Below are 23,892 nucleotides of genomic sequence, written 5' to 3'. Positions count from 1 at the left end.
GAGCCGACGCGGGGTGGAGCAGCTCGGTAGCTCGCTGGGCTCATAACCCAGAGGTCGCAGGTTCAAATCCTGTCCCCGCTACCACGACGAACGGCCCTCCGGTACTCACCGGGGGGCCGTTCGGGTTTTCAGCCGCGCTCACCGGGCTTTCTGGCCACACTGTCCGGTCTCCTGCCTCCGCGCTCCGGTTCTGTCCGGGTCCGGTTCTGCCAGGATCCGGTTCTGTCCGGGGCCGGCCCGTTGTCGCCGGGTAGGTATCCGGTGCCTGACCTGGCGGAAGCAGCCGGTGCGGACCCCGCCGGATACGGGGCTCGGGCATGCGATAGAGTGGTCATACCGACGCGGGGTGGAGCAGCTCGGTAGCTCGCTGGGCTCATAACCCAGAGGTCGCAGGTTCAAATCCTGTCCCCGCTACCACGAAAGAAGGACCCTCGGACAGTGTCCGAGGGTCCTTCTTCATGTCGTGCCCTGACCCGGCGAGGCGAGCGGCGTGCCGTTCTTGCCCTCCTCGGCGAGGATGGGGTCATGTCTTCCTGGAACAGATGGTGGGGCCGGCTCAGTGCCGTCCTCGGTGCGGTGGTGCTCTCCGTGTTCGTGCCGGTCGCCGCCTGGGCGTCCACCGGCCCCGGTGAGCTGGTCGTGGAGGCCGCGCGGCGGCGGTCCCGCGGCGGCGGTGGGTTCGGGCTGATCGGCCTGCTCTGCTGCCTGGTGGTGGCGGCGGTGGTCGTGGTGCTGCTGATCAGGATGATGCGCGGCCGGCGCGGCCCCGGCCCTCGCTGAGCCGGCTCGGGCGGGCCGCGCAGCGGCCCGCCCGCCGGTGACGTGCCGGTCAGGCGGCCAACGCGGCGGCGGCCTGCGCCACGAACCGCCAGGCGGCGGCGCGGATGGTCGACCGCCCGGACTGTACGGACTCGGCGGCGGTGACCAGCAGGCCGCGGATCCGGGCGTGCCCGGTCGGCGGGGGCGGCGGTGCGGTGCCGAACGTGTCGGCCACGCTGAGCTCGAAGGTCGCCGAGGTCCGGACCGAGGTGTCCCGGATGGTCGGCTCCACGAACTTGCGGATGTTGAGGTGCGGGCTGAGACCCCGGTCGAAGCCGAGCACCCGGCCGGCGTCCACGTTCGTGGTGAGGAAGTTGATCACGTCGGCCACCACGTCCGGGTGACGGGTGCCCCGGAAGCCCGCCCAGTACATCGAGGCCCGCGCCCACTGCGCGGCCGCCGGGCCGGGGCAGCTGACGATGCCCAGCTCGTCCCGACTGTGGCGCTGGAGTTCGACCAGCTGGTTCGACCAGGCGAACGAGGCGGCGGTGTGCCCGGTGACCACGAGCTGGCGGGCCGGTTCGCCGCCGTTCGCCTGCTGCACCAGCGCCGCGCTCGGGGTGGCCCGGGCGGCCCGTGCCCGCTGCCACAACTCGAACCAGTCGATCAGCTCGGGGGAGTCGAACCCGAGCTTGCGCCCCTGGTAGAACTCGTTGCCCCGGGATCTCAACCAGAGCCAGAATGCCCGGTGGTCACCGGAGGGGTCCATGGTGCCGGCGACCCTGCCGTCACTGGCCCGGGTCACCCGGGCCGCCCAGGTGAGGTATTCCGGGTAGCTCATCCCGCTGCGCGGCGTAGGCTCGCCCAGCCGGCGCAGCAGGTCCCGGTTGAAGACCAGCCCGGCCGAGTTCTGCGCGGCGGCCACCGCCATCGTGCGTCCCGCGACCTGGCCGTACCGGACGAGCCCCTCGGGCAGGCCGCTCAGGTCGAGCCGACGGTCCGCGGCGTACCGCTCAGGTCCAGCAGGATGTCGCGGCGCGCGTACTCGGTGAGGAAGGTGTCGTCGATCTGGAACAGGTCCGGGACGTTGCCCCCCACCGCCTGGGTGGCGAGCCGCTCGTAGTAGCCGTCGAGGCCCTGCCAGGTCACCCGGAAGGTCACCTGGGGGTTCCGGTCGGAGTAGAGCCGTAGCGCCTGCTCGGTCAACTGGGCGCGGCGTGCGCTACCCCACCAGAACACCGACAGCTCGACCGGGCCGCTCTCGACCAGGGCCGCCGGTTCGCTCCGGCAGCCGGTCAGCCCGCCGGTCGCGACGACCGGGAGGCCGAGCAGGCCGGCGAGCACCCGCCGTCGCCCCGGGTCGACGCCGGGGCGACGGGCGGTCGGGTACGGGGCTGCGGGCACGGTCGACTCCTGGGACGCCGGGTTGGATTCGGATCATTCACCCAGGTGACGCGGGGAGGTGTCAACGTCCGGCGGGACGGGACCTCCGGCCCGGAAAGCCAGGGTGGCGAGCGGTGACCGGTACGGCCCACGGCGTGTGGTGCGGCGGACGGGGGCACGGGGCGCGTGACGCCGCGTGGTCTACTAGGCCGCGTGGAACTACTGCACTCCGGCAAGGTACGGGACGTCTACGCCGACGGGGACGACCTCGTCCTGGTCGCCTCGGACCGGATCTCCGTCTACGACGTGGTGCTGCCGACCCCCATCCCGGACAAGGGGCGGCTGCTCACCGCGCTCTCGGTCTGGTGGTTCGCCCAGCTCGCGGACATCGTCCCGAACCACGTCGTCTCCACCACGGACGTGCCGACCGAGTTCGCCGGGCGGGCGATCCGCTGCCGCCGGCTGGACATGGTCCCGGTCGAGTGCGTCGCCCGGGGTTACCTGACCGGGGGCGGCCTGGCCGAGTACGAGCGCACCGGCGCCGTCTCCGGGGTCGCGCTGCCCCGCGGGCTGGTGGAGGCGTCGATCCTGCCCGAGCCGATCTTCACGCCGTCGACCAAGGCGCCGATGGGGGAGCACGACGAGCCGATCACCTACGAGCAGGTGGCGGCGAAGGTCGGGCCGGAGACCGCCGAGCGGCTGCGGCAGATCACCATCGACGTCTACCGCCGGGGCGCGGAGATCGCCGCCGACCGGGGGATCCTGGTCGCCGACACCAAGATCGAGCTGGGCTGGGCGCCGGACGGCACCCTCGTCCTCGCCGACGAGGTGCTCACCTCGGACTCGTCGCGGTTCTGGCCGGCCGAGTCGTACCAGCCGGGCCGGCCCCAGTTCTCCTACGACAAGCAGTACGTCCGGGACTGGGCGGCCGGCAGCGGCTGGAACAAGCAGGCCCCGGCCCCCGAGGTGCCGGCCGAGGTGGTCGAGGCGACCCGGGCACGCTATGTGGACGTCTACGAGAAGCTGACCGGCAACCGCTGGCAGTGACGTCGACGCGCGCGGGTGCGCCCCACGCGGATCGACCGGCCGGTGCGCGGCGGACGCGGACCGGCCGGCGGGAAAGCGCTCGGCCGGCGGGTGCTCAGTCGACCCAGTCGAGGGTGCGCTGCACCGCCTTGTGCCAGTTGCGCAGTTCCCGCTCGCGGTGATCGGCGTCCATGCCGGGCGTCCACTGCGCGTCGGAGCGCCACTGCCCGCGCAGGGTGGCCAGGTCCGGCCAGAAGCCGACCGCCAGCCCGGCCGCGTACGCGGCGCCGAGGCAGGTGGTCTCGGTGATCCGGGAGCGCACCACCGGCACGTCCAGCACGTCGGCGAGGAACTGCATGAGCAGCGCGTTGCCGGTCATCCCGCCGTCCACCCGCAGCCGGCGCAACGCCACGTCGGAGTCGGCGTTCATCGCGTCCACCACGTCCCGGGTCTGCCAGGCGGACGCCTCCAGCACCGCCCGCGCCAGGTGCCCCTTGGTGATGTAGCCGGTCAGCCCGGCGACGACCCCCCGGGCGTCGCTGCGCCAGTACGGCGCGAACAACCCGGAGAAGGCCGGGACGACGTAGCAGCCGCCGTTGTCGTCGACGGTGCGGGCCAGTTCCTCCACCTGGGGGGCGGTGGAGATCAGCCCGAGGTTGTCCCGGAGCCACTGCACCAGTGACCCGGTGACCGCGATCGCCCCCTCCAGCGCGTACGCCGCCGGCTGCTCGCCGATGCGGTAGGCGACCGTGGTGAGCAGGCCGTGGCCCGACGGCACCGGGCTGGCTCCGGTGTTGAGCAGCAGGAAGCTGCCGGTGCCGTAGGTGCACTTGGCCTCGCCGGGCTGGAAGCAGGTCTGCCCGAACAGGGCGGCCTGCTGGTCGCCGAGGGCACTGGCCACCGGCACCCCGGCGAGGACGCCGGTGGCGGTGCCGTACACCTCGGCGGAGGAGCGGATCTCGGGCAGCACGCCGGCCGGTACGCCCAGCGCGTCGAGCAGTTCCGGATCCCAGTCGAGGGTGGTGAGGTCCATCAGCATGGTCCGGCTGGCATTGGTCACGTCGGTGACGTGCCGGCCCGTGAGCTTCCAGATCAGCCAGCTGTCCATGGTGCCGAAGAGCACCTCACCGGCCTCGGCGCGGTCTCGCAGCCCGTCCACGTGGTCGAGCAGCCAGCGCAGCTTCGGACCGGCGAAGTAGGTGGCCAGCGGCAGGCCGGTGCGGGAGCGGAACAGATCCTCGTCCAGGTTCCGCAGGATCGGCTCGGTGCGGGTGTCCTGCCAGACGATCGCGTTGGCGACCGGACGACCGGTGGCGCGGTCCCAGACGAGGGTGGTCTCCCGCTGGTTGGTGATGCCGACCGCGGCGAGCCCGTCCGGGCCGATGCCGGCCGCCGCGAGCGCCTCGCCGACCACCCGCTCGACGTTGGCCCAGATCTCCTCGGCGTCGTGCTCCACCCAGCCGGGCCGGGGGAAGACCTGCCGGTGCTCGCGCTGGGCGACGGCGACGATCTCGCCGGCCCGGTCGAAGACGATGCACCGGGAGGAGGTGGTGCCCTGATCGATGGCGGCGACGTGTTGCGGGCTCACCCGGAGCACCGTACCCGGGCCGGGCCGGCCGCGTCAGTCCCCGTGCCCGGTGGGCTGCGGGGCCTGGAGGACGGTGCTGATCCGTACGGTGGTGCCGGCCGTGCCGGTCTCCACCTGCATGGTGTCGCTGAGTTCCCGGGCCAGCCAGAGTCCCCAGCCCCCGGCGGTCTCCGGTGCCGGTCGACGCCGGTCGTGCAGGCGCTGGGCGCTGATCCCCTGACCGTGGTCGGAGACCTCGCAGAGCATGCTCTCCGCCTGCCGCCACAGCCGCAGCCAGCCCCGGCCGCCACCGTGCCGGACGGCATTGGTGATCAGTTCGTTGACCGCGAGCACGAAGTCGTCCAGGCGCTGACCGGACAGTCCGGCGGCATGCGCGCAGGAGGTGACGGAGTGTCGCAACTCCGTCACCTGGGCCTGGTCGAAGGCTTCGGCGATCAGCAGGGAACGTTCGATGGGCACCACCGTACGCGGTGTGGAGCGTTCGGCGTTCGTCATGGCCCGTACCGCCGCTGGGTTCTCGAGGTTTTTCGTGGTATTTCTACCCTACGTGATGGTATGACGTGGGGCTCGTCACCAATCCGGCGGCGGTGCTCCGCCGGTGTGGCATCCTGCTGCCCATGCCGACCCCGCCCGGCGGGCTGGAGGTGCCGCTCTGGCGGGCCATCGCCGTCTACCGCGTCGCCGCCCTGGGGTACGCCTGCGTGGTCGTCCTGCGCGACCTCCACCGGTACGACCACCCGCTGGCCGCCTGGCCGGTGCTGGCGGCGATGGCCGGCTGGACGGCCACCACCGCGTACGCGTACGCCCGGCCGACCTGGCGGGGGTGGCCGCTGCTCCTGGCCGACCTCGGCGTCGTCCTCGGAATCCTGCTGCTCAGCCCCTGGGTGGTCGGCCGCGCGACGTTGGCCGCCGGGGTGCCCGCCCTCGCCGTCGCCTGGCTCGGCGGCCCGGTGCTGGCCTGGGCGGTCTCCGGCGGCCGGCGGCGGGGCGTGGTGGCCGCGCTGGTGCTCGGCGCCGGTGACCTGCTGGTCCGTGGCTGGATCACCCCGTCGGCGCTGAACGGCGCGGTCCTGCTGCTGCTCGCCGGGGTGGTGGTCGGGCACGTGGCCCGGCTGGCCGTGACCGCCGGGGAACGGTTGCAGCGGGCGGTCGAGATCGAGGCGGCGAGCCGGGAGCGGGAACGGCTCGCCCGGGACATCCACGACTCGGTGCTCCAGGTGCTCGCCCTGGTGCAGCGGCGCGGTGCGCACCTCGACGGCGAGGCCGGCGAACTCGCCCGGCTCGCCGGTGAGCAGGAGGCGGCCCTGCGCACCCTGATCGCCACCGGCCCGCCGGCTCCCCGGCCGTCCTCGGTCCCGTCGGCTGGCCGGCCGTCCTCCGCCCCGCCGGCCGCCCGGTCGTCCTCTGATCCGTCGGTGCGCGACCTGCGGGACCTGCTCCGCCGCTTCGCCGGGCCGACGGTGTCGTTGGCCGCCCCGGCCACGCCGGTGCCGCTGCCGGCGCACGCCGCGAAGGAGGTGACCGCCGCCGTGGCGGCGGCCCTGGACAACGTCGCCCGGCACGCCGACGGCCGGGCCTGGGTGCTGCTGGAGGACGAGGGGGCGCTGGTGCGGGTCTCGATCCGCGACGCCGGACCGGGTATTCCCGCCGGCCGGCTGGACGAGGCCGCCGCCCAGGGTCGCCTGGGCGTGGCCCAGTCCATCCGGGGACGCCTGGCCGACCTCGGTGGGACCACCACGATCACCTCCGTCCCCGGCGAGGGCACCGAGATCGAGTTGGTGCTGCCGCGCCCGTGAGAGACACCCGTCCGGTCGGCCCGGTGCGGCGGGCCCGTCCGGCCGGGGCGCCGTCCCGGACGGCGGCCTAGGGTGGCGGGATGAGCGAGGTCGAGGCGGTCCGGGTGATGGTTGTCGACGACCATCCGATGTGGCGGGACGGGGTGGCGCGGGACCTCACCGAGGCCGGTCACCTCGTGGTGGCCACCACCGGCGAGGGACACCAGGCCGTCCGGATCGCCCCCGCCGCCCGACCCGACGTCGTCGTCCTCGACCTGCACCTGCCCGACGCGGGTGGGGTGGAGGTGATCCGGGGCCTGCGGGCCGCGCTGCCCGAGGTGCGGGTGCTGATGCTCTCCGCCAGCGGTGAGGAGCAGGACGTGCTGGAGGCGGTGAAGGCCGGCGCCACCGGGTACCTGCTCAAGTCGGCCGCGGCGGGGGAGTTCCTGGACGCGGTCCGGCGCACCGCCCTCGGGGAGGCCGTCTTCACGCCGGGTCTCGCCGGCCTGGTGCTCGGCGAGTACCGCCGGCTGGCCGCCCGGCCCGGGGCACCGGCCGACGACGACGGCGCACCCCGGCTCACCGAGCGGGAGACCGAGGTGCTGCGCCTGGTGGCCAAGGGCCTGTCGTACAAGCAGATCGCCGCGCGGCTGGGCCTGTCGCACCGTACGGTGCAGAACCACGTGCAGAACACGCTGGGCAAGCTGCACCTGCACAACCGGGTCGAGCTGACCCGTTACGCCATCGCCCGGGGCCTCGACGACTGAGCCCCGGGCGACGGCGGCGGGCCTGTGGTCAGTGCGCCTCCGGCGGGCGGGTCTCGTGGATGGCCAGTTCCTCGGCGCTCGCCCCGCCCCCGGCCGCCCCGGCGTCGTACGCCACGGAATCGCTCTCGCTGTCGCTGCGTACCCCCTCGTCCGGCTCGACCAGCCGGCCGACCTGGGCGTCGGCGACACTGCCGAGCTGACCGTGGTCGTAGAGGGAGACCGGGGAGTGCGGGTCGGAGGTGGGGCCGGGTTCCATCACGTCGGCATCGAGCTGGGCCTGCGCGGCGGCCTCCTCGCTGTCCGCCTCGGCCGCGATGTCCGGGTCGACCGGGCCGGCCAGCGGGTCGTCGGCCGGACGCTCGTACTGTTCCCGGTCGAGCTTGTAGTCCAGCGACTCGCCGTCCCGCTGCTCCTCGGCGGTGGACCCGAACCGGTCCACGGCCACCGGCGTACGGTCACCGGGCAGCTGGGCCGGCTCCGGACCGTCCGCCTCGCGACCGGTCTCGACGTCGTCGTTGGCGGTGGAGTCGTCGTCGGCGGTGTCGGGCAGGCCCTCCGCCTCGGGGTCGGACACGGGGGTCGGGTACTCGTCGTCGCGCATGGTTGATCCCTACCCGCTGCCCACCCGGCGTAACCGCGCCCGGCCCGCCGACACGGGCCCGGAAGGGGACTAGCCGGCCAGAGCGGCCTCGTCCTCCCCGTCCAGGACGGCCCAGACCAGTTTTCCCTCCGGCAGCGGGGTGCAACCCCAGCGGCGCGACACGGTGTCGATCAGCAGCAGTCCCCGGCCGCCGGCCGACGTCAGCGGGGCGATCCCGGCGAACCGGGGCGTGTGCGGGGAGTGGTCCCGGACGGCCAGCCGCAGCACGTGGTGGCCGGGAGCGAGCCGTACCGTCATCGGGGTCCGGGCATGGGCCACCACGTTGTTGACCATCTCGGTGACCGCGATCGCCCCCGGTTCGATCAGGTCGGGCAGACCCCACCGGGCGCAGCCGGCGGCGACCAGCTCGCGGGCCTGCCGGGCCGCGCCGACCGAGGGCGGCAGGTCGGCGGTGACCGCGCCGCCGGAGGGCAGCCCGGCGAGTGCCACCTCCGGACTCGACCAGACCGGCGCCCCGTCGACCGTCCAGCCGCCGGCCGGATCGCAGACCAGCAGGTCCGCCGCGGGCCAGTCGGCGACCGCCCGGCGGACCTCGGTGAAGACCGCGCGGGCGGTGGGGTCGGTGATCCGGAGTTCGGAGAGATCCACCACCACCGGGCCGGCGTGGTCGCCGAGCCGGGTGAGGAGGGCGTCGCGGACCGTGTTCGCGCCGGTGTGGTCGAGTGACCCGGTCAGCCGGACCAGTGCGGATCCGTCCGTCTCCACCTGGCACTGCACGTCCGTCGGCATGGTCGCCCTATTGTGCACGCCACCGGTGGGGCGCGCATCCGGTCGGTCCGGCGGTGAACTCATGGCTCTGACCGGGCACGGCGGGCCAGGACGGCCACGGTGCCGGCGGCGGCCAGGCCGAGCGCGGTACCCACCCGGACCAGGTGCCGGCGGCGACCGTGCCAGCCGCCTTCCAGCTCGGCCGAGGCGTCGGCCCGGAACACGTTGCCGCTGTCGTCGGGGTGGGTCGCCGGCCCGAGCTGGGCGCGGGCGGCGTACCAGCCGAGGGCCCGTTCCGCCAGCGCCGGGGCCAGCCGCCACTGGAGGCCGAGCAGGCGGGCGGCCCCGCCCGCGTACGCCTCCCGCCGGGGCCGGCGGATCAGCCGGACGATCGTCTCCGCCACCAGGTCGGGCGGATAGACCGGCGGGGGCGGGGTCAGCTCCCGGCCGGTGTGGTTGGCCGCGTGCGCGAAGAACGGGGTGTCGATGCTGGCCGGCAGCACCGTGCAGATCGAGACGGCATGCCGCCCGGTGACCCGCAGCTCCTGCCGTACCGTGTCGGCGAACCCCCGGATGCCGTGTTTCGTGGCGTTGTACGCCGACTGGTACGGCATCGCCACCTCGGCCAGCACGGACGCGTTGTTGACCACCACCCCGCCGCCGCCCGCGAGCAGGTGCGGCAGTGCGGCCCGGGTGCCGTGCACCACGCCGAGCAGGTTGACCTCGACCACCCGGCGGAACTCGTCGGCCGGGATCTCGTCGAACAGCCCCACCGCGCTGACCGCCGCGTTGTTCACCCAGGCGTCGATCCCGCCGAACTCCGCCGCCGCGCGGGCGGCGAGGTGCCCGACCCGCGCCGGGTCGGTGACGTCGGTGGGGACGGCCAGCGCTCGCGCCCCCAGCCGCCGGCAGCGTTCGGCCACCTGTTCCAGGGCGTCCGCGCTGCGCGCGGCGAGCACCACGTCCGCGCCCCGGCGGGCCAGGGCGCAGGCGGTCGCCGCGCCGATGCCGCTGGAGGCGCCGGTGACCACCACGGTCGAATCATCGAGGCTGCGGGTGAGAGGCATCTTCAGCCGGTACCCCCGCCGACCGGTTGCATACCTGTCCGCGCCGATTCTTCCGGTTCGCGGGTTTGGTCCGACCCATCCGGGCGGGGGCGGCGAGGTGTCGGCGGGTGACGCGACCTCCGGCGGCGACGGTGCCGGTCCGACCGATCCTGATCTGCCAGGTTTCGGCTCCTTGGCCCCAGGTTAATGGGACCCTCTGACCGGAGGACCGTAGCTCGTGTGATCGCATGGAGGTGACCATGCGCGTCGGCCTAGTCTGCGCGCACGCCGGGCCGGCCCGGCGTGCCGACGGTCCTGTCGTCGGCACACACCAGCACATCGCCCGGATCGCCGCCGAACTGGCCGGCCGGGGCCACCACGTCCGGGTCTACGAACGACGCGACGACCCCGACGCGCCCCCGTCCGTGGACCGGGACGGCTACCGGCTGGAATTGGTTCCGGTCGGGCCGCCCGCGCCCACCCCCACCGCCCGGCTGGTGCCGTACGTCGCCGAGTTCGGGCGGTGGCTGGCCGACCGGTGGACCGGCGACTGGCGCCCGGAGGTGATCCACGGCCACTACTGGGTCGGCGGGCTGGCCGCCGCTCACGCGGCCCGGGGCACCGACGTGCCGGTGGTGCAGACCTTCCACTCCCTCGGCATCGAGCAGCTGCGCCACCTCGGCCGCGAGTACGCCGGCCCGGGAGAGCGGATCCCGCTGGAGCGGGCCCTGACCCGCGCGGTGGACATGGCCGTCGCCCAGTGCAACGACGAGGTCGACGAGCTGACCCGGATGGGACTGCAACGGGCCTCGGTGGCGCTGGTGCCGACCGGGGTGGACACCGCGCAGTTCCACCCCGACGGGGAGGCCGCGCCCCGGGAGCAACGAGCCCGGATCCTCACCGTCGGCGGCCTGACCCCGTCCAGCGGCCACGACGACCTGATCCGGGCGATGCGCCTGGTCGGCGACGCGGAACTGGTGATCGCCGGGGGGCCACCGGCGGAGCAGCTCGGCGGGCACACGGAGGCCCGCCGGCTGCGCGAACTGGCCGAACGGGCCGGCGTCGCCGAGCAGGTACGCCTGGTCGGCGCGGTGCCGCACGACCAGATGGCCACCTGGTACCGGTCGGCTGACGTGGTCGCCTGCACCCCGCACTACGCCTCCGCCGGGCGCGTCCCGCTGGAGGCGATGGCGTGCGGCGTGCCGGTGGTCGGGTACGCCATGGGTGGCATCGCCGACGCGGTGGTGGACGAGGTCACCGGCAAGCTGGTGCCGCCCGGGGACGTCCGCACCCTGGGAATGGCCCTGCGTCGTCTCCTCGCCGACCACGCCGGGCGGTTCGCCTACGGGCACGCGGCGGTGGACCGGGTGCGGTGCAGCTACACCTGGGAACGGACCGCCGGTGCGCTGGAACGGCTCTACGAGCGGGTGGTCGGCCGCCGCAAGCCGGTGGAGGCGTGAGCGGCGTTGACGTGAGAGGCGTTGGCGTGGTTGTGGTGTACGGCGTCGGCGTGCGCGGTGTGCCGGGGTGGTTGCAGGGGACCCCGGCTACCGCCTGGTGATGAGGAAGGGCCCCCTGCAACCACCACCCCGGCACCCGAGCCGCCCCCGGCACCCACACCGGCGGCACCCGAGCCGCCCCCGGGCACCCGGGCCGCCGGGAGCACCGGACGGCTGTGGCGGTCGGCGGCGGGCCGGTGGTGCTGCGGCTCGGCGTACCGGGTCAGGCCGATCACCGCGACCAGCGTGCCCAGGAAGCCGACGGCGGCCAGCCACTCCCGGCCGGGCCAGATCTTGTCGTTGAGCAGCAACAGCCCGACGATCGCGGCGGGCACCGCCCCGGCGGCGTCCATCGCGGCCACCGCCGCCGTCGTCGACCCGCGCTGCATGGCCAGACCGAGCAGGAGCTGCCCGACCACCGAGTGCGCGATCAGCAGGTAGAGCAGCGGGTCGCGGAGGAACGTCTCCCCCGAGTGCACCGACGCCAACGGCCGGGCGGCCACCGCGGCGGCGGAGAAGGCCAGCCCCGCCAGGGAGCCCAGCGCCACCGAACCCGGTGCGCCGTGCAGGCGTACCGCGAAGAAGCCGAGCAGCGCGACGGCGGCCAGGGCGACCGTCAGGCCGATCAGCCCGGCCGCGCCGAGCTGCTTGGACGGCGCGGGGCGGGCGGCCAGCACGAGTGCGGTGATCCCGCCGAAGAGCAGACCGAGCAGCGCCACCTCCGCCCTCGGCAGCCGCCACTTCAACACCAGTACGCCGAGCACCGCGGTGACCCCCAGCCCGGCCGCCACGCTGGCCTGGACCAGGAACAGCGGCAGGTCCCGGCGGGCCAGGAAGGCCAGCACGAACCCGGCCACCTGACAGGTGAGTCCGACCAGGTAGGTGGGGTGGCAGGCCAGCCGCAGCAGCAGGCCCGGGTGGAAGGTGTGGTGCACGGTGGTGCGCGCCGCGGCGACGGACTGGAGGAGGTTGGCGATGCCGTACGCGACGATCATCGCCGCGAGGAAACACCAACCGGAGGTAGACACCCGGCGAGGATAGATGGTGCCCCGGCTCAGCGCTCGGCAGGCCGACCCAGCCGACCGAGGATCTCGGGGTGCAGGTGGCCGTTGGTCGCCACCGAGCTACCGGCGCCGGGAGCGGGGGCGCCGGCCAGGTCGGTGAGGGTGCCGCCCGCCTCGGTGACGATGGGCACCAGCGCGGCGATGTCCCACAGCGACAGCTCCGGTTCGACCATCACGTCCAGGGCGCCTTCGGCGAGCAGCATGTAGCCGTAGAAGTCGCCGTACGCCCGGCTGCGCCAGCTGTCCCGCATGATCTGGAGCATCGCCGCCAGTCGTCCGGTGGCCTCCCAGCTGTCCAGCGAGGCGTAGCAGAAGCTCGCGTCGGCGAGGCTGGCCACACCGGAGACCCGGATCGGTTCGCCGTGTGCCGCGTCCGGGCCGGCGTACGCGCCCGTGCCGGTCGCCGCCCACCAGCGTCGGCCCAACGCCGGGGCGGAGACCAGCCCGAGCACCGGCCGGTCGCCCTCCAGCAGTGCGATCAGGGTGGCCCAGATCGGCACCCCCCGGACGAAGTTCTTGGTGCCGTCGATCGGGTCCACCACCCAGCGCCGTCCCCCCGGGCCGGTGGCGGGCTGCTCGCCGTACTCCTCGCCGAGCAGGCCGTCGGCGGGCCGGTGCGTGGCGAGCAGCGCGCGGATCTCCCGCTCCACGGCGGTGTCCGCGTCGGAGACCGGGGTCAGGTCGGGCTTCGACTCCACCCGCAGGTCGAGCGCCCGGAAACGGGCGGTCGACACGGCGTCGGCGGCGTCGGCGAGCCGGTGGGCGAGGGCGAGGTCGTCGGCGTACCCGGTCATGGGGGAGACGGTAGCGACGCCCGCGTCACGCCGCGCCGTGCGGGTCGGCCTCCGTCCGCCCGTCGGTCTCCCCGGCCCGCGAGGCGAGCAACCGGCGGTACGACGCCAGCCGGCGCGGATCCGCCTTCCCGGCGGCCACCCAGGCGTCCAGCGCGCAGCCCTCCTGGTCGGCGGTGTGCTCGCAGTTGGCCGGGCAGTCGGCGGTCGCCTCCACCAGGTCGGGGAAGCCGTGCAGCAGGCTCTCCGCCGAGACGTGCGCCAGCCCGAAGCTGCGCACCCCGGGAGTGTCCACGATCCAGCCCGGGTCGGTGTCGGTATCGGGCACCGGGGGCAGGCGCAGCGCCACCGCGCTGGTCGAGGTGTGTCGGCCGCGGCCGATCGCGCTGACCGTGCCCACCGCCCGGTCGGCCGCCGGCACCAGCCGGTTGACCAGGGTCGACTTGCCCACGCCGGAGTGCCCGACCAGGACCGATATCCGTCCGGCGAGCAGCTCGCGCAGCTCGGTCAGGTCGGAGTCCGGCCGGACCAGCACGTGCCGCAGGTCCAGCTCGGCGTAGTAGTCGAGGACGGCCTCCGGCCCGGCGAGGTCGGCCTTGGTCAGGCAGAGCAGCGGTTCGACGTCCGCGTCGTACGCCGCCACCAGGCAGCGGTCGATGAAGCCGGTGCGCGGCGGCGGGTCCGACAGCGAGCCGACGATCACCAGCTGGTCGGCGTTGGCCACCACGACCCGCTCCAACCGCCCCTCGGGGGTGGTCTCGTCGTCGTCGGCGGTGCGTCGCAGCACCGACCGGCGCTCGTCGATCCGGACGATCCGGGCCAGCGCGCCGTCCGTGCCGGAGGTGTCACCGACCAGCCCGACCCGGTCGCCGACCACCACCGACCGGCGGCCCAGCTCGCGGGCGCGCATCGCGGTGACGGGAGGCGTCTCCGGCTCGTCGTCGGGGAGGACGCAGGTGTACCGGCCCCGGTCGACGGCGATCACGAAGCCCTCGACGGCGTCGGCGTGCTGCGGGCGGGTGCGGGTACGCGGGCGCGAGGACCGGCCGGGCCGGACCCGGACGTCCTCCTCGTCGTACTCGCGTCGTCGTGTCGCCAGGACCGCCCCCTGTCCGTCAGTTCCCGCCGGTCACCATCCCCGACCATAGTGCCGGGAACTCCGGCATGGTCTTGGAGGTGCACGACACGTCGTCGAGTTCGACGCCCGGGACGGCCAGCCCGGTCACCGCGGCGGCGTGCGCCATCCGGTGGTCGTGGTACGTGCGGAACACCCCGCCGCGCAGCGGCCGGGGACGGATCTCCAGCCCGTCGGGGGATTCGGTGACGTCCGCGCCGAGCCCGGTGAACTCCCGGGCCAGGGCGGCGATCCGGTCGGTCTCGTGGCCCCGGATGTGCCCGACGCCGGTGAACACCGACGGGGAGTCGGCGAGCATGGCGAGCGCGGTCAGCACCGGGGTCAGCTCGCTGACGTCGGCGAGGTCGGCGGTGATGCCGTGCACCGTGCCGGTGCCCCGGACGGTCAGCCCGGCCGTGGAGAGGCTCACCTGCCCGCCCATCTCGTGCAGCAGCGAGCGGAGCCGCTCGACCGGCTGGGCGCTGCTGCGCGGCCAGCCCCGCAGGGTGACCTCACCCCCGGTGACCAGCGCGGCGGCGAAGAACGGAACTGCGCCGGAGAGGTCCGGCTCGATCTCCCAGACCCGGCCGCTGAGCGGACCGGGCTCGACCGTCCAGACGTCCGGCGTGCCGTCGTCCACGGCCGCGCCCGCGGCCCGGAGCATCTGCACGGTCATCCGCAGGTGCGGTGCGGACGGGACCGGCGGGCCCACGTGCCGGACCACCACGCCCCGGTCGAAGCGCGGGGCGGCCAGCAGCAGCCCGGAGACGAGCTGGCTGGAGGCGGAGGCGTCGATCACCACCTCGCCACCGGTCACCCGGCCGGTGCCGAGCACGGTCAGCGGCAGGCTCCCCGGGCCGGTGACGTCGATCCGGACGCCGAGCGAGCGCAGCGCCCCGACCAGCGGGCCGAGCGGGCGGGTGCGCGCCGCCGGGTCGCCGTCGAAGGTGACCCGGCCGTCGGTCAGCCCGGCGACGGGTGGGACGAAGCGCATCACCGTGCCGGCCAGGCCGACGTCGACGTGCGCCGGGCCGACCAACGGGTGCGGCCGGACCAGCCATCGGTCGTCGTCGGCGATCGACATGTGCGCGCCCATCGCCCGCAGCGCGCCGGCCATCAGCTCGGTGTCCCGGGCCCGGAGCGCCCCCATCAGGGTGGACGGCCCGTTGGCCAGGGCGCCGAGCACCAGGGCCCGCGCGGTCAGCGACTTGGAGCCGGGCAGCCGGAGCGTCGCCGAGACCGGTTCGCTGGCGGTCGGCGCGGTCCACGGCTGCAACGGACGGGTCGCGGTCAGATTCCCCACGGTCACATTCTGCCGGGTTTCCGGTCCCGATGGACCAGGCGGTCACGTCGCCTCCCGGTGGGCGGGACGGCCGTCCGTCGTCCGCAGGACGGTGGGAGTCGGACCGGCGGGTTAGCGTGTCGGCATGTGCGGCAGGTACGCGACCACTCGCAGTTCCGGGGCGCTGAGCCAGCTCTTCGAGGCGTACGACGACACCGACGGCCGGCTGCGGCCGGACTGGAACGTCGCGCCGACGAAACCGGTGCCGGTGGTCCGGGTCGACGACGAGGGGACGCGGGCGGTGTCCCTGGCCCGCTGGGGGCTGCTGCCGCCGTGGGCGACGTCCCCGTCGGCCGGCGCGCGCATGATCAACGCCCGCGTCGAGACGGTGGCGACCAGCCGGGCGTACGCCGCTCCGTTCGCCCGCCGGCGCTGTCTGGTGCCCGCCGACGGGTGGTACGAGTGGGCCCGCACCGACGGCGGCAAGCAGCCGTACTACCTGACCCGGACCGACGGTGACGTGCTCGCCCTCGCCGGGATCTGGTCGGTGTGGCGGGGGCCGGACGGCCCCTGGCTCACCTGTAGCGTGCTCACCACCGCCGCCGTGGGCGTGCTGACCGGCGTGCACGACCGGATGCCGGTGCTCCTCCCACCGGAGCGGTGGGGCCGCTGGCTCGCCCCCACCGCCGACCCGACCGCCCTGCTCGGCGCGGACGAGGAGTGGCTGGCCGGGCTGGAGATCCGTCCGGTCGGACCGGAGGTGGGCAATGTCCGCAACGGCGGACCGGAGCTGACCGACCGGGTGCCCGGTGTGCCGGCGCCGCGCCCCCGTCCGCCCGTGGCGGAGGCGGCCGACGAAATGACGCTGTTCTGAACCGCGTCAGCGCATTGTCGGGTGCTGATTTGCCAGAGTTGCGGGCGAATCGTCGTGCGAATATTCGCCCATTTTTCCGCAGACCCTTGTCCCGGTGTGTCCAAGTGCGATAGAACACAGCGCCGGTAGTGGGTGTCGATCGTACGGTGCGATCGACCATCGCCGATTCAGCCGGTCCCACGGGGGAGGTGGGTTGATGACACGGGCGCGAATGCCCCGCCCGCACGAAGTGGCCGCCGCGCGCCGCGATCCGCGACTGTTGCGGGCCCTGCGCGAACGACGGCAGGACGACGCGTGGCGCACCAAGGGAACCTGCCGCAGCGTGGACCCGGAGACGTTCTTTCCGGCGCCGAACGAACCGGCCGACGCGGCCGTCGCGCTCTGCCGCACATGTGAGGTGCAGGGGTCCTGCCTGGCCTGGGCCCTGGAGGCCGGGGACTACCACGGTGTGTGGGGTGGCACCACACCCCGCGAGCGGCGGGCGATGCTGGTCGCCTGGCGCAGCGAGGTCCAACCGGACCCGGACGCGGCCGACGAGGCCGGCCCGCCGGTCCGCGACCGCCTGCTCGCCCTGGTGCCGCTCTCCTGACGTCCGCCGGGCGGACGCGTGGTGGTCGCGGCTGCGGCGCAGAATGGGCCGGTGCGACACCGCGTGGAGGTCGAGACGCCCCGGGGCCCGGCGTGGCTGGACGCCGATCCGCCGACCGGTCCGGCGGCGAGCCTGCTCGTGCTCGGCCACGGTGCCGGCGGCGGGGTGGACGCACCGGACCTGGTCGCGCTCCGGGACGCGGCGGTGGCGGCCGGGGTGCTCGTCGTCCGGGTCACCCAGCCCTACCGCGTCGCCGGCCGGCGTGCCCCGGCCCCCGCCGGTCACCTCGACGAGTCCTGGACGGCCGTGCTGGCCGACCTGCGCCACCGCCATCCCACCGTGCCGGCGCTGCTGGTCGGAGGACGGTCCAGCGGCGCGCGGGTGGCCTGTCGGACGGCCCGCGCGGCCGGCGCGGTGGGCGTGGTCGCCCTGGCGTTCCCGCTGCACCCGCCGGGCCGGCCGGAGCGGTCGCGGGCGGCGGAACTCGACACCGGGCTGCCGACGCTGGTCGTCAACGGCGACCTGGACCCGTTCGGGGTGCCGGACGCCGGAGCGGCGGTACGGGTGGTGGTCCGTCCGGGGGAGCGCCACGACCTGCGCCGCGATCCGGCGGGAACCGCCGACGTGGTGGTCGACTGGTTGCACGCCCGAGGCTGGGCCCGCCGGCCCGGCGGCGACCGCGCCGTGCGGCCGTGACCTCGCCAGCCGCGCCGCCGCGTCGTGCCGCGCGACGACGGCCACGCGTCCGGCCGTGACCCCCGGCGACGACGGGTCGTTGCATCGATTGGTGCCGGCCCCCGCGGCGGGCACCGCCCTCCCAGGCCCTTCCTGGTCCCAGCGTCCACCCCCCGGTGCCGCTGGGGCCGGGAACGGGGGCGGAATGCGTCGCCGGTGGGGCGGTGTTGCACCCGCTGGACGGGTTGCGAACGACCGAGGGGGGTGACCGGTGCCGACCGGGACACAGAGCCGGGAACGGGACGAGCGGGACGCGCGTCGGCTGCGCCGGCTGCTGGACGGGCCACCGTGGCCCGCAGCGGCGGCGCCGGTCGGGCACGGGGTGAGCACGAGCACACCGGCGGAAAGTGAATCTACGAACAGGTCCGTGCGCGTATTCTCGGCGGGAAGGCATCCGACGCGAGGGGATGTGCGGTTGACCACCGAAAAGACGGACGAGCGCCGGGCGCGCTTCGAGCGCGACGCGCTGCCCTTCGTCGACCAGCTCTACGCGGCCGCGCTGCGGATGACCCGCAACCCGGCCGACGCGGAGGACCTGCTCCAGGAGACGTTCCTGAAGGCGTACGCCGCCTTCCACCAGTTCGAGCAGGGGACGAACCTCAAGGCCTGGCTCTACCGGATCCTGACCAACACCTACATCAACTCCTACCGGAAGCGGCAGCGGCAGCCGATCCAGGCGCCGACCGAGGAGATCACCGACTGGCAGCTCGCCGAGGCCGAGTCGCACACCTCAAGCGGTCTGCGCTCCGCCGAGACCGAGGCGCTGGACCGGCTCCCGGACAGCGACGTCAAGGAAGCGCTGCAACAGCTTCCCGAGGAGTTCCGGCTGGCCGTCTACCTCACCGACGTCGAGGGCTTCTCCTACAAGGAGGTCGCCGACATCATGGGCACGCCCATCGGTACGGTGATGTCCCGACTGCACCGGGGTCGACGTAATCTGCGGAAGCTGCTGGAGCGCTACGCGGCCGAGCGCGGTTTCTCCGCGGCCCGCTCCTCCGGTGGGTCGACCACCGCCGCCGGCCGGGAGGTGTGACGTGAGCTGTGGGGAGCCCCACGAGACGGACTGCCGCGAGGTGCTCGCGGAGGTCTACCTCTACCTGGATCTGGAGTGCGCGGAGGCGCGTCGCCAGTTGATCCGCGACCACCTGGACGAGTGCAGTCCCTGCCTGCGCGAGTACGGCATCGAGCAGGAGGTCAAGGCGCTGGTGGCCCGCTGCTGCGGCAACGAGACCGCACCGGCGGACCTGCGCGAGCGGCTCCGGGTCAAGATCAGCGAACTGGTCGTCTTCGAGACGTCCGAGTCCCGCGAACTGGCCGACTGACCGCACCCCTGGGCGCGATCCGACCGGTCGCGGGTCGGCGCTCCGCCGACGGCGCGTGCCGTGGGACGAACGGACGTACACGACGGTGGCCCGGGTCGAAAATCCGACCCGGGCCACCGTCGTCCTGACGCGGCCGGTGCTCGACCAGCCTCGCTGATCAGGAGTTGGGGCGCTTGCCGTGGTTGGCGGCGCTCTTCTTACGGGCCCTCTTCCTACGAGCCTTCTTCGCCATGGTGACCTCCTCGTGACGAGTCCTGGTCGGCTGCTGCGCGACCGGGGAGCCGGTCGCACCGGTCTCTCGACGCCTGCGGTCCGACCCGCTGATGCTAGTGCCGCCGGCCCTCGTCGCACCGGCTGGGGCGGTATCCGGCGGAACATGTCGCCGCGCGGGGGACCGTCACGTGATTGGATACCGTTCGCAAGCAACCCGTGGAGAGGGAGGGCCGTCCGATGGCCGAGGAGATCCGTGCCGAGATGGTGGCCAACGTCTGGAAGGTCGTCGCGTCGGCCGGCGACACCGTGTCCGAGGGCGACACACTGGTGATCCTGGAGTCGATGAAGATGGAGATCCCGGTCGTTGCCGAGTGCGACGGTGTGGTCAAGCAGCTCGCGGTGAACGAGGGTGACGTCGTCCAGGACGGCGACCTGATCGCGGTGATCGACTGACCGAACCCCTGGTCGCGGAGCGGATGGACGGGTACACGTCGTCGGGTTCGCGGATGGCTTCCGGCGGATCGGTGGGATTCTTCTGACGCAACTTTGTCATCGCAATGACCCATTCGCTGTGACACGTTGACTCCCGTCGATGGGAATGTCAGGCTCGACGCATCCACCGCACAGAGAACGGAGCTGTCATGCGCATGGTCCGCAAGGCTCTCGCGGCCACGGCCGTCGCCGGGGCGTTCACGGTGTCGCTGCTGGCCGGTGCCGCCCCGGCGTCCGCCGAGGGCACGAACGCATCGGGCTGGTACACCGGTTACGGGTCGAGCTCCACCTCGTCGATGGCCCTCTACTGGGCCGAGAACGACGCCAAGTGGAAGGCGGACATGGCGGGCTTCAACTCGTTCCTGGACTGCCGGGTCACCTACAGCCAGGTCACGCCGATCTCGCAGTACTACTACAACGCGACCGTCCAGCTCTACTGCTACAACTTCAGCTGACGGGTCCCGTTCCCGGTCCGGCCACGCGCGGCGCGTCCCTCGGGGGTACCGGGGGGCGCGCCGTCGTACGTGTGGTTGTGCCCGGTGTCACCCGGTCCACCGGCGGCAATCCTCGGCGACCCCTGGCCTCCGGCGCGTAGGCTGACCGACCGGTCGGTACGACGGTCGGTCACGCAACCGGGGGAGCCCATGAGCCAGACCAGCAAGCCTGTCGCCGGGCCGCCGAACCTCCGGTTCGTCCTCGTGGCCCTGATGATCGCCATGATGCTGGCGATGCTCGACAACATGATCATCAGTACCGCGCTGCCGCGCATCGTCGGCGAGTTCGGCGGACTCGACCACTTCACCTGGGTGGTGACCGCGTACGTCCTCGGCACCACGGTGTCCACGCCGATCTGGGGAAAGCTGGGCGACCTGTACGGCCGCAAGTCCGTCTTCCTCAGCTCGGTCGGCATCTTCCTGTTCGGCTCGGCTCTCTGCGGCATGGCCGGCTCGACGCTGCTGGGCGGCACGGACGGCGGGATGACCCAGCTCATCGCCTTCCGCGCGGTGCAGGGCCTGGGGGCCGGCGGCCTGATGGTCGGCGTCATGGCGATCATCGGTGACCTCGTCCCGCCCCGGGAGCGGGGCCGCTACCAGGGCCTCTTCGCCGGCATCATGGCGATCGCCATGGTCGCCGGTCCGCTCGTCGGCGGCTTCATCACCGACCACCTCTCCTGGCGGTGGGCCTTCTACGTCAATCTTCCGCTCGGCGGCGTGGCCCTGGTGCTGCTGATGGTCACCCTGCGACTGCCCCGGTACCGCACCGAGCACCGGATCGACTGGCTGGGCGCGGCGCTGCTGTCGGCCGGCATCACCGCGCTGGTGCTGATCACCACGTGGGGCGGCAACGAGTACGACTGGCTCTCCCCGCAGATCCTCGGGCTGGCCGCCGTCGCGCTGCTCACTCTCGGCGCCTTCACCGTGGTCGAGCGGCGGGTGTCCGAGCCGATCCTGCCGCTGGGCCTGTTCGTGAACCGGAACTTCGCGCTGGTCTCGGTGGTGGGGTTCCTCCTGGGCTTCGCGATGTTCGGGGCGATGAACTTCCTGCCGCTGTACCAGCAGACCGTGCAGGGGGCCTCGGCCACCGAGAGCGGACTGCTCCTGCTGCCCCTGATGTTCGGCATGCTGGTGGTGTCGCTGGTCGTCGGCCGCGCCATCACCCGCACCGGCCGGTACCGGATCTTCCCGGTCGTCGGCGGCGTGGTGATGGCCGTGGGCTTGGCCCTGTTCACCCTGCTGGACGCCGACACCAGCCGTGCCGAGGCCGGTGCCTACATGGTCGTGTTCGGGGCCGGCATGGGTTTCCTCATGCAGACCACCATGCTGATCGCGCAGAACAGCGTCGAGCAGCGGGACCTCGGCGCGGCCAGTGGCGCGGCCACCTTCTTCCGTTCCATCGGCGGCTCGTTCGGCATCTCCCTCTTCGGCGCGGTCTTCGCCAACCGCCTCGCCGACTCCCCGGCCGGGCCGGCGGTCAGCGGTGCCGCCGACGGGCAGGGGGTGGACCCGGCCGCCCTGAACGCGCTCCCCGAGCAGCTGCGGGCGACCGTGCTCGGTGGCCTGGCCGACTCCATCGCGCACGTCTTCGTCTGGGCGGTGGTCTTCGCCGTGGCGATTCCCGTGGTCGCCTGGTTCATCCGGGAGATCCCGCTCCGCTCCGGCCCCGAGATCGCACCCGGCGACGGTGCCGGGGACGTGTCCCCCGACGGTGCCGAAGCCGCGTCCTCCGACAAGGCCGGGACCACGTCTGCCGACGTCGCCGCGACCGTGCTCCCCGAGGCTGCCGGGACCGGGCCGTCGGCGGGATCCGGGCCGAAGCGGTCAGCGTCGGCGGAAGCGGCTCGCTAACCGGCGCCAGAGCCGGCGCAGCGGATTCCCGGCCGGCGGCTCGCCGACCACCCGGGCGGCCAACAGGGTGCTCGCCTCCTCCAGGTCGGGTGTGGCGAGTGCCAGATGGGCCAGGGAGCCGAGGATCGGCACCGGACGCTCCCGGCTCACCGCGATCGCGTCGGCGAGTCGCGCGGCCATCACCTGGGCCACGTCGGGGCGGACCGTCGGATCCACCCAGGCGGCGGTGACCAGCGCGAAGAGGGCGGCCTCGGTGGTCCAGTCCTCCACGCCCCAGACCAGGTCGAGCAGCATCCGGCGACGGGTCGAGCCGGCCCACGGCTCGTCGGTGCGGTGGTGCAGCAGCCCCAGGCAGGCCCAGACCTGCACGCACCGTACCCAGAGCGACGGGTCCTGACCGAGCACCATGCCGAGCGCGGTGGCCGGGGCGGCCGGTGGATGCGCCAGCAGGGCGATCAGATCGGCGCCGTCCAGGGTGGCCAGTCCGACCGCCGCGTCGTACGCCGCCGGTGGGTGCGGCCAGGCCGGGTGGGCGAGCTGCTGGATCCGCTCCACCGCCTCGGCCGACGGGGTCGGCACCAGCGGTACGACGCCGTCGCCGGTGTACCGCCACAGCGGCCGGACGCCGGCCCGCCGGGGCGTGCGGGGATCCGGTCCGGTCACCTCGGCGGCGGCCACCCGCAGGCCGGGACGGCTCGTGGCCAGGATCCGCAACGCGCTCGGCGGTGGCGGGGCGGGCAACCGCAGGGGCGGCCCGCCGCTGACCCGGTCGGTGGCGGTGAGCTGGCGCAACGCCTCCACCGCCGGCCCGCCGGCCGGGGTGAGCTGGCCGAGCCACGGTCGCCCCCGGCAGCACTCGGCGAGGTCGCCGTGCTCGTGGGAATCGTCGGGGTGGTCCCGGACGAAGTCGGCGAGTGCCACCAGGTGGCCGACCCGCCCGTCCCGCTGGTGCCGTAGGCGGTGGGCGGTGTGCACCGCGCAGTCGAAGGTCGGATCGCGGGCCAACGCCCGGTCGACCCAGGTCAGGGCCTCGTCCAGGCGACCGTTGTCGGCCAGGGTGCCGGCGATGTCGGCGTAGACCGCGAGGTCGTCGGGGTCGTGTTCGACGGCGCGGCCGAGCGCGGCGAGCGCCTCCCGGGTGCGGCCGGCGCTGCGGTACGCGTACCCGAGCCACACCTCGCCCAGTTTGGACGGCTGCGCGCGGACGCCCCGGGCGGCCCAGCGGATCGCCAGCTCGACCTCGCCGACCCGCCGGGCCAGCGCGGACGCCGCCCCCAGCAGCAGGCCGTGCTCGGCGTGCGCGGTGACCGCGTGCCGGGCCAGGGTGAGGTACGGCCGCAGCGGCGCGCGGGCGGCCTTCGGCACCGGGTCGGGTACGGCCGCGCAGACCTGCATGAGGATCCGCGCGCCCCGTTCCGGGTCGAGCCGTTCGGCCAGCTCGGGCGCGGTGACCCAGGGCACCCCGGCCCAGTCGGCCTGTGGGGCGTGCCCGGTCGCGGCGGCGAGCAGTTCCAGCCCCTCACCGGGGCGGCCGGCGGCGGCGAGCAGGTGCGCGCGGGCGACCACCGCTCCGACGAAGACGTGCTGCTCGATGGGGAAGAGGTCGATGCCGCCACCGCTGACCGCAGCGATCCGGGCCAGCGTCTCGTGCACCTCGGGCATGGTCGGGGCGTACGCGATCGCGCCCGCGAGGTGGCCGGCGGCGTGCCGCAGATCGCCCTGGTCGAGTGCGAGACGGGCCAGGGCGAGCTCGCCCTCGGCGGAAAGGCGGGGGTCGTCCTCTCCCTCGGACACGGTGCCCTTTCACTCGGCGTGGTTCTCGGGTGCGGTCAGCGTAGGGGATGACAGGCTTCCTGTGA

Annotated in this window: 25 protein-coding genes, 2 tRNA genes and 1 pseudogene; 15 read left to right on the top strand and 13 right to left on the bottom strand. The window is 74.0% G+C overall.

The window, feature by feature from the left end; all coding sequences use genetic code 11:
* Positions 1 to 7: 7 nt before the first annotated feature.
* The 3 genes from IGA62_RS07600 (at position 8) to IGA62_RS07590 (ending at position 780) form a co-directional block, all read left to right on the top strand.
* Positions 8 to 84 (top strand) — tRNA-Met (locus IGA62_RS07600).
* 256 nt (positions 85 to 340) lie between these two features.
* Positions 341 to 417: transfer RNA gene (locus IGA62_RS07595), tRNA-Met, on the top strand.
* A 108-nt stretch (positions 418 to 525) separates the two neighbouring features.
* Positions 526 to 780 (top strand): hypothetical protein, encoded by a 255-nt coding sequence (locus IGA62_RS07590; RefSeq protein ID WP_145815643.1) that lies wholly within the window; start codon positions 526 to 528, stop codon positions 778 to 780.
* A 49-nt stretch (positions 781 to 829) separates the two neighbouring features.
* Here the strand turns inward: IGA62_RS07590 and IGA62_RS29945 are convergent, their stop codons facing one another.
* Together IGA62_RS29945 and IGA62_RS29940 are read right to left on the bottom strand one after the other, a co-directional pair.
* A complete protein-coding gene (locus IGA62_RS29945) occupies positions 830 to 1,690 on the bottom strand; it encodes an extracellular solute-binding protein (RefSeq protein ID WP_232624915.1) in 861 nt (286 codons plus the stop codon).
* A gap of 50 nt (positions 1,691 to 1,740) precedes the next feature.
* Positions 1,741 to 2,163: an extracellular solute-binding protein gene (locus IGA62_RS29940; protein ID WP_232624914.1), complete on the bottom strand. Its 423-nt coding sequence runs from the start codon at positions 2,161 to 2,163 to the stop codon at positions 1,741 to 1,743.
* Between the two features lie 192 nt (positions 2,164 to 2,355).
* Here IGA62_RS29940 and IGA62_RS07580 point away from each other — a divergent pair, with 192 nt between their 5' ends.
* Positions 2,356 to 3,189 (top strand): phosphoribosylaminoimidazolesuccinocarboxamide synthase, encoded by an 834-nt coding sequence (locus IGA62_RS07580; RefSeq protein WP_145815644.1) that lies wholly within the window; start codon positions 2,356 to 2,358, stop codon positions 3,187 to 3,189.
* 94 nt (positions 3,190 to 3,283) lie between these two features.
* Here the strand turns inward: IGA62_RS07580 and glpK are convergent, their stop codons facing one another.
* A complete protein-coding gene (gene glpK, locus IGA62_RS07575; RefSeq protein ID WP_145815645.1) occupies positions 3,284 to 4,756 on the bottom strand; it encodes a glycerol kinase GlpK in 1,473 nt (490 codons plus the stop codon).
* A gap of 33 nt (positions 4,757 to 4,789) precedes the next feature.
* On the bottom strand, positions 4,790 to 5,251 hold the full coding sequence (locus tag IGA62_RS07570; protein ID WP_145815646.1) for an ATP-binding protein: 462 nt from the start codon (positions 5,249 to 5,251) through the stop codon (positions 4,790 to 4,792).
* Positions 5,252 to 5,373: 122 nt separating this feature from the next.
* Here IGA62_RS07570 and macS point away from each other — a divergent pair, with 122 nt between their 5' ends.
* Both macS and IGA62_RS07560 read left to right on the top strand, forming a co-directional pair.
* A complete protein-coding gene (gene macS, locus IGA62_RS07565; RefSeq protein WP_145821737.1) occupies positions 5,374 to 6,552 on the top strand; it encodes a MacS family sensor histidine kinase in 1,179 nt (392 codons plus the stop codon).
* A gap of 80 nt (positions 6,553 to 6,632) precedes the next feature.
* Positions 6,633 to 7,298 (top strand): response regulator, encoded by a 666-nt coding sequence (locus tag IGA62_RS07560; RefSeq protein WP_145815647.1) that lies wholly within the window; start codon positions 6,633 to 6,635, stop codon positions 7,296 to 7,298.
* A gap of 28 nt (positions 7,299 to 7,326) precedes the next feature.
* On the opposite strand, the gene IGA62_RS07555 is transcribed toward IGA62_RS07560, so the two are convergent.
* From IGA62_RS07555 to IGA62_RS07545, 3 genes are all read right to left on the bottom strand, one after another.
* The gene (locus IGA62_RS07555) at positions 7,327 to 7,899 is read right to left on the bottom strand and encodes a DUF5709 domain-containing protein (protein ID WP_091451210.1); all 573 of its coding nucleotides are present in this window, start codon (positions 7,897 to 7,899) and stop codon (positions 7,327 to 7,329) included.
* 69 nt (positions 7,900 to 7,968) lie between these two features.
* A complete protein-coding gene (locus tag IGA62_RS07550; protein ID WP_232624913.1) occupies positions 7,969 to 8,688 on the bottom strand; it encodes an ATP-binding protein in 720 nt (239 codons plus the stop codon).
* Positions 8,689 to 8,747: 59 nt separating this feature from the next.
* Positions 8,748 to 9,734: an SDR family oxidoreductase gene (locus IGA62_RS07545; protein WP_145815649.1), complete on the bottom strand. Its 987-nt coding sequence runs from the start codon at positions 9,732 to 9,734 to the stop codon at positions 8,748 to 8,750.
* Positions 9,735 to 9,973: 239 nt separating this feature from the next.
* Here IGA62_RS07545 and IGA62_RS07540 point away from each other — a divergent pair, with 239 nt between their 5' ends.
* Positions 9,974 to 11,173, top strand: a complete 1,200-nt coding sequence (locus IGA62_RS07540) for a glycosyltransferase (protein ID WP_145815650.1) — start codon at positions 9,974 to 9,976, stop codon at positions 11,171 to 11,173.
* Here the strand turns inward: IGA62_RS07540 and IGA62_RS07535 are convergent.
* From IGA62_RS07535 to aroA, 4 genes are read right to left on the bottom strand one after another with little or no spacing between them, the layout of a single operon-like run.
* Positions 11,131 to 12,240, bottom strand: coding sequence for a hypothetical protein (locus IGA62_RS07535; protein WP_377464322.1), 1,110 nt, complete (start codon positions 12,238 to 12,240; stop codon positions 11,131 to 11,133). The genes IGA62_RS07540 and IGA62_RS07535 overlap by 43 nt on opposite strands.
* 26 nt (positions 12,241 to 12,266) lie before the next feature.
* A complete protein-coding gene (hisN, locus tag IGA62_RS07530) occupies positions 12,267 to 13,070 on the bottom strand; it encodes a histidinol-phosphatase (RefSeq protein ID WP_145815651.1) in 804 nt (267 codons plus the stop codon).
* 25 nt (positions 13,071 to 13,095) lie between these two features.
* Positions 13,096 to 14,166, bottom strand: coding sequence for a ribosome small subunit-dependent GTPase A (rsgA, locus tag IGA62_RS07525; RefSeq protein WP_145815652.1), 1,071 nt, complete (start codon positions 14,164 to 14,166; stop codon positions 13,096 to 13,098).
* 16 nt (positions 14,167 to 14,182) lie between these two features.
* Positions 14,183 to 15,484 (bottom strand): 3-phosphoshikimate 1-carboxyvinyltransferase, encoded by a 1,302-nt coding sequence (gene aroA, locus IGA62_RS07520; protein WP_145815653.1) that lies wholly within the window; start codon positions 15,482 to 15,484, stop codon positions 14,183 to 14,185.
* 124 nt (positions 15,485 to 15,608) lie between these two features.
* Between aroA and IGA62_RS07515 the strand changes: the two genes are divergently transcribed.
* From IGA62_RS07515 to rsrA, 5 genes are all read left to right on the top strand, one after another.
* Positions 15,609 to 16,337 (top strand): SOS response-associated peptidase, encoded by a 729-nt coding sequence (locus IGA62_RS07515; protein ID WP_145815654.1) that lies wholly within the window; start codon positions 15,609 to 15,611, stop codon positions 16,335 to 16,337.
* A 196-nt stretch (positions 16,338 to 16,533) separates the two neighbouring features.
* A complete protein-coding gene (locus IGA62_RS07510) occupies positions 16,534 to 16,926 on the top strand; it encodes a WhiB family transcriptional regulator (RefSeq protein ID WP_091451194.1) in 393 nt (130 codons plus the stop codon).
* 51 nt (positions 16,927 to 16,977) lie between these two features.
* Complete coding sequence (locus IGA62_RS07505; protein WP_145815655.1) at positions 16,978 to 17,622, top strand: alpha/beta hydrolase family protein; 645 nt, start codon at positions 16,978 to 16,980, stop codon at positions 17,620 to 17,622.
* 250 nt (positions 17,623 to 17,872) lie between these two features.
* Positions 17,873 to 18,694 carry a sigma-70 family RNA polymerase sigma factor gene (locus IGA62_RS07500; RefSeq protein ID WP_145815656.1) on the top strand — a complete coding sequence of 274 codons (822 nt, stop codon included), beginning with the start codon at positions 17,873 to 17,875 and terminating at the stop codon, positions 18,692 to 18,694.
* A 1-nt stretch (position 18,695) separates the two neighbouring features.
* Positions 18,696 to 18,983 carry a mycothiol system anti-sigma-R factor gene (gene rsrA, locus IGA62_RS07495; RefSeq protein WP_145815657.1) on the top strand — a complete coding sequence of 96 codons (288 nt, stop codon included), beginning with the start codon at positions 18,696 to 18,698 and terminating at the stop codon, positions 18,981 to 18,983.
* A 157-nt stretch (positions 18,984 to 19,140) separates the two neighbouring features.
* Here the strand turns inward: rsrA and IGA62_RS30885 are convergent, their stop codons facing one another.
* Entirely contained in the window at positions 19,141 to 19,215 is a 75-nt protein-coding gene (locus IGA62_RS30885) for a 50S ribosomal protein bL37 (RefSeq protein ID WP_373684233.1), read from the bottom strand.
* 218 nt (positions 19,216 to 19,433) lie between these two features.
* Here IGA62_RS30885 and IGA62_RS07490 point away from each other — a divergent pair, with 218 nt between their 5' ends.
* The 3 genes and pseudogenes from IGA62_RS07490 to IGA62_RS07480 form a co-directional block, all read left to right on the top strand.
* The gene (locus IGA62_RS07490) at positions 19,434 to 19,649 is read left to right on the top strand and encodes a biotin/lipoyl-binding carrier protein (protein WP_088982253.1); all 216 of its coding nucleotides are present in this window, start codon (positions 19,434 to 19,436) and stop codon (positions 19,647 to 19,649) included.
* A gap of 188 nt (positions 19,650 to 19,837) precedes the next feature.
* Positions 19,838 to 20,143, top strand: a complete 306-nt coding sequence (locus IGA62_RS07485; RefSeq protein ID WP_145815658.1) for a hypothetical protein — start codon at positions 19,838 to 19,840, stop codon at positions 20,141 to 20,143.
* A 189-nt stretch (positions 20,144 to 20,332) separates the two neighbouring features.
* Positions 20,333 to 21,880: pseudogene (locus tag IGA62_RS07480) on the top strand (MDR family MFS transporter); the annotation flags it as partial.
* Positions 21,881 to 22,006: 126 nt separating this feature from the next.
* On the opposite strand, the gene IGA62_RS07475 reads toward IGA62_RS07480, so the two are convergent.
* Positions 22,007 to 23,827, bottom strand: a complete 1,821-nt coding sequence (locus IGA62_RS07475; protein WP_232624911.1) for a tetratricopeptide repeat protein — start codon at positions 23,825 to 23,827, stop codon at positions 22,007 to 22,009.
* Between the last annotated feature and the right edge of the window lie 65 nt (positions 23,828 to 23,892).

The organism is Micromonospora sagamiensis (assembly GCF_014680085.1).
GTDB classification, from domain to species: Bacteria; Actinomycetota; Actinomycetes; order Mycobacteriales; family Micromonosporaceae; genus Micromonospora; species Micromonospora inyonensis.
Note: the sequence above shows the minus strand (reverse complement) of the source record. Positions and strands in the feature narration are given on the sequence as shown.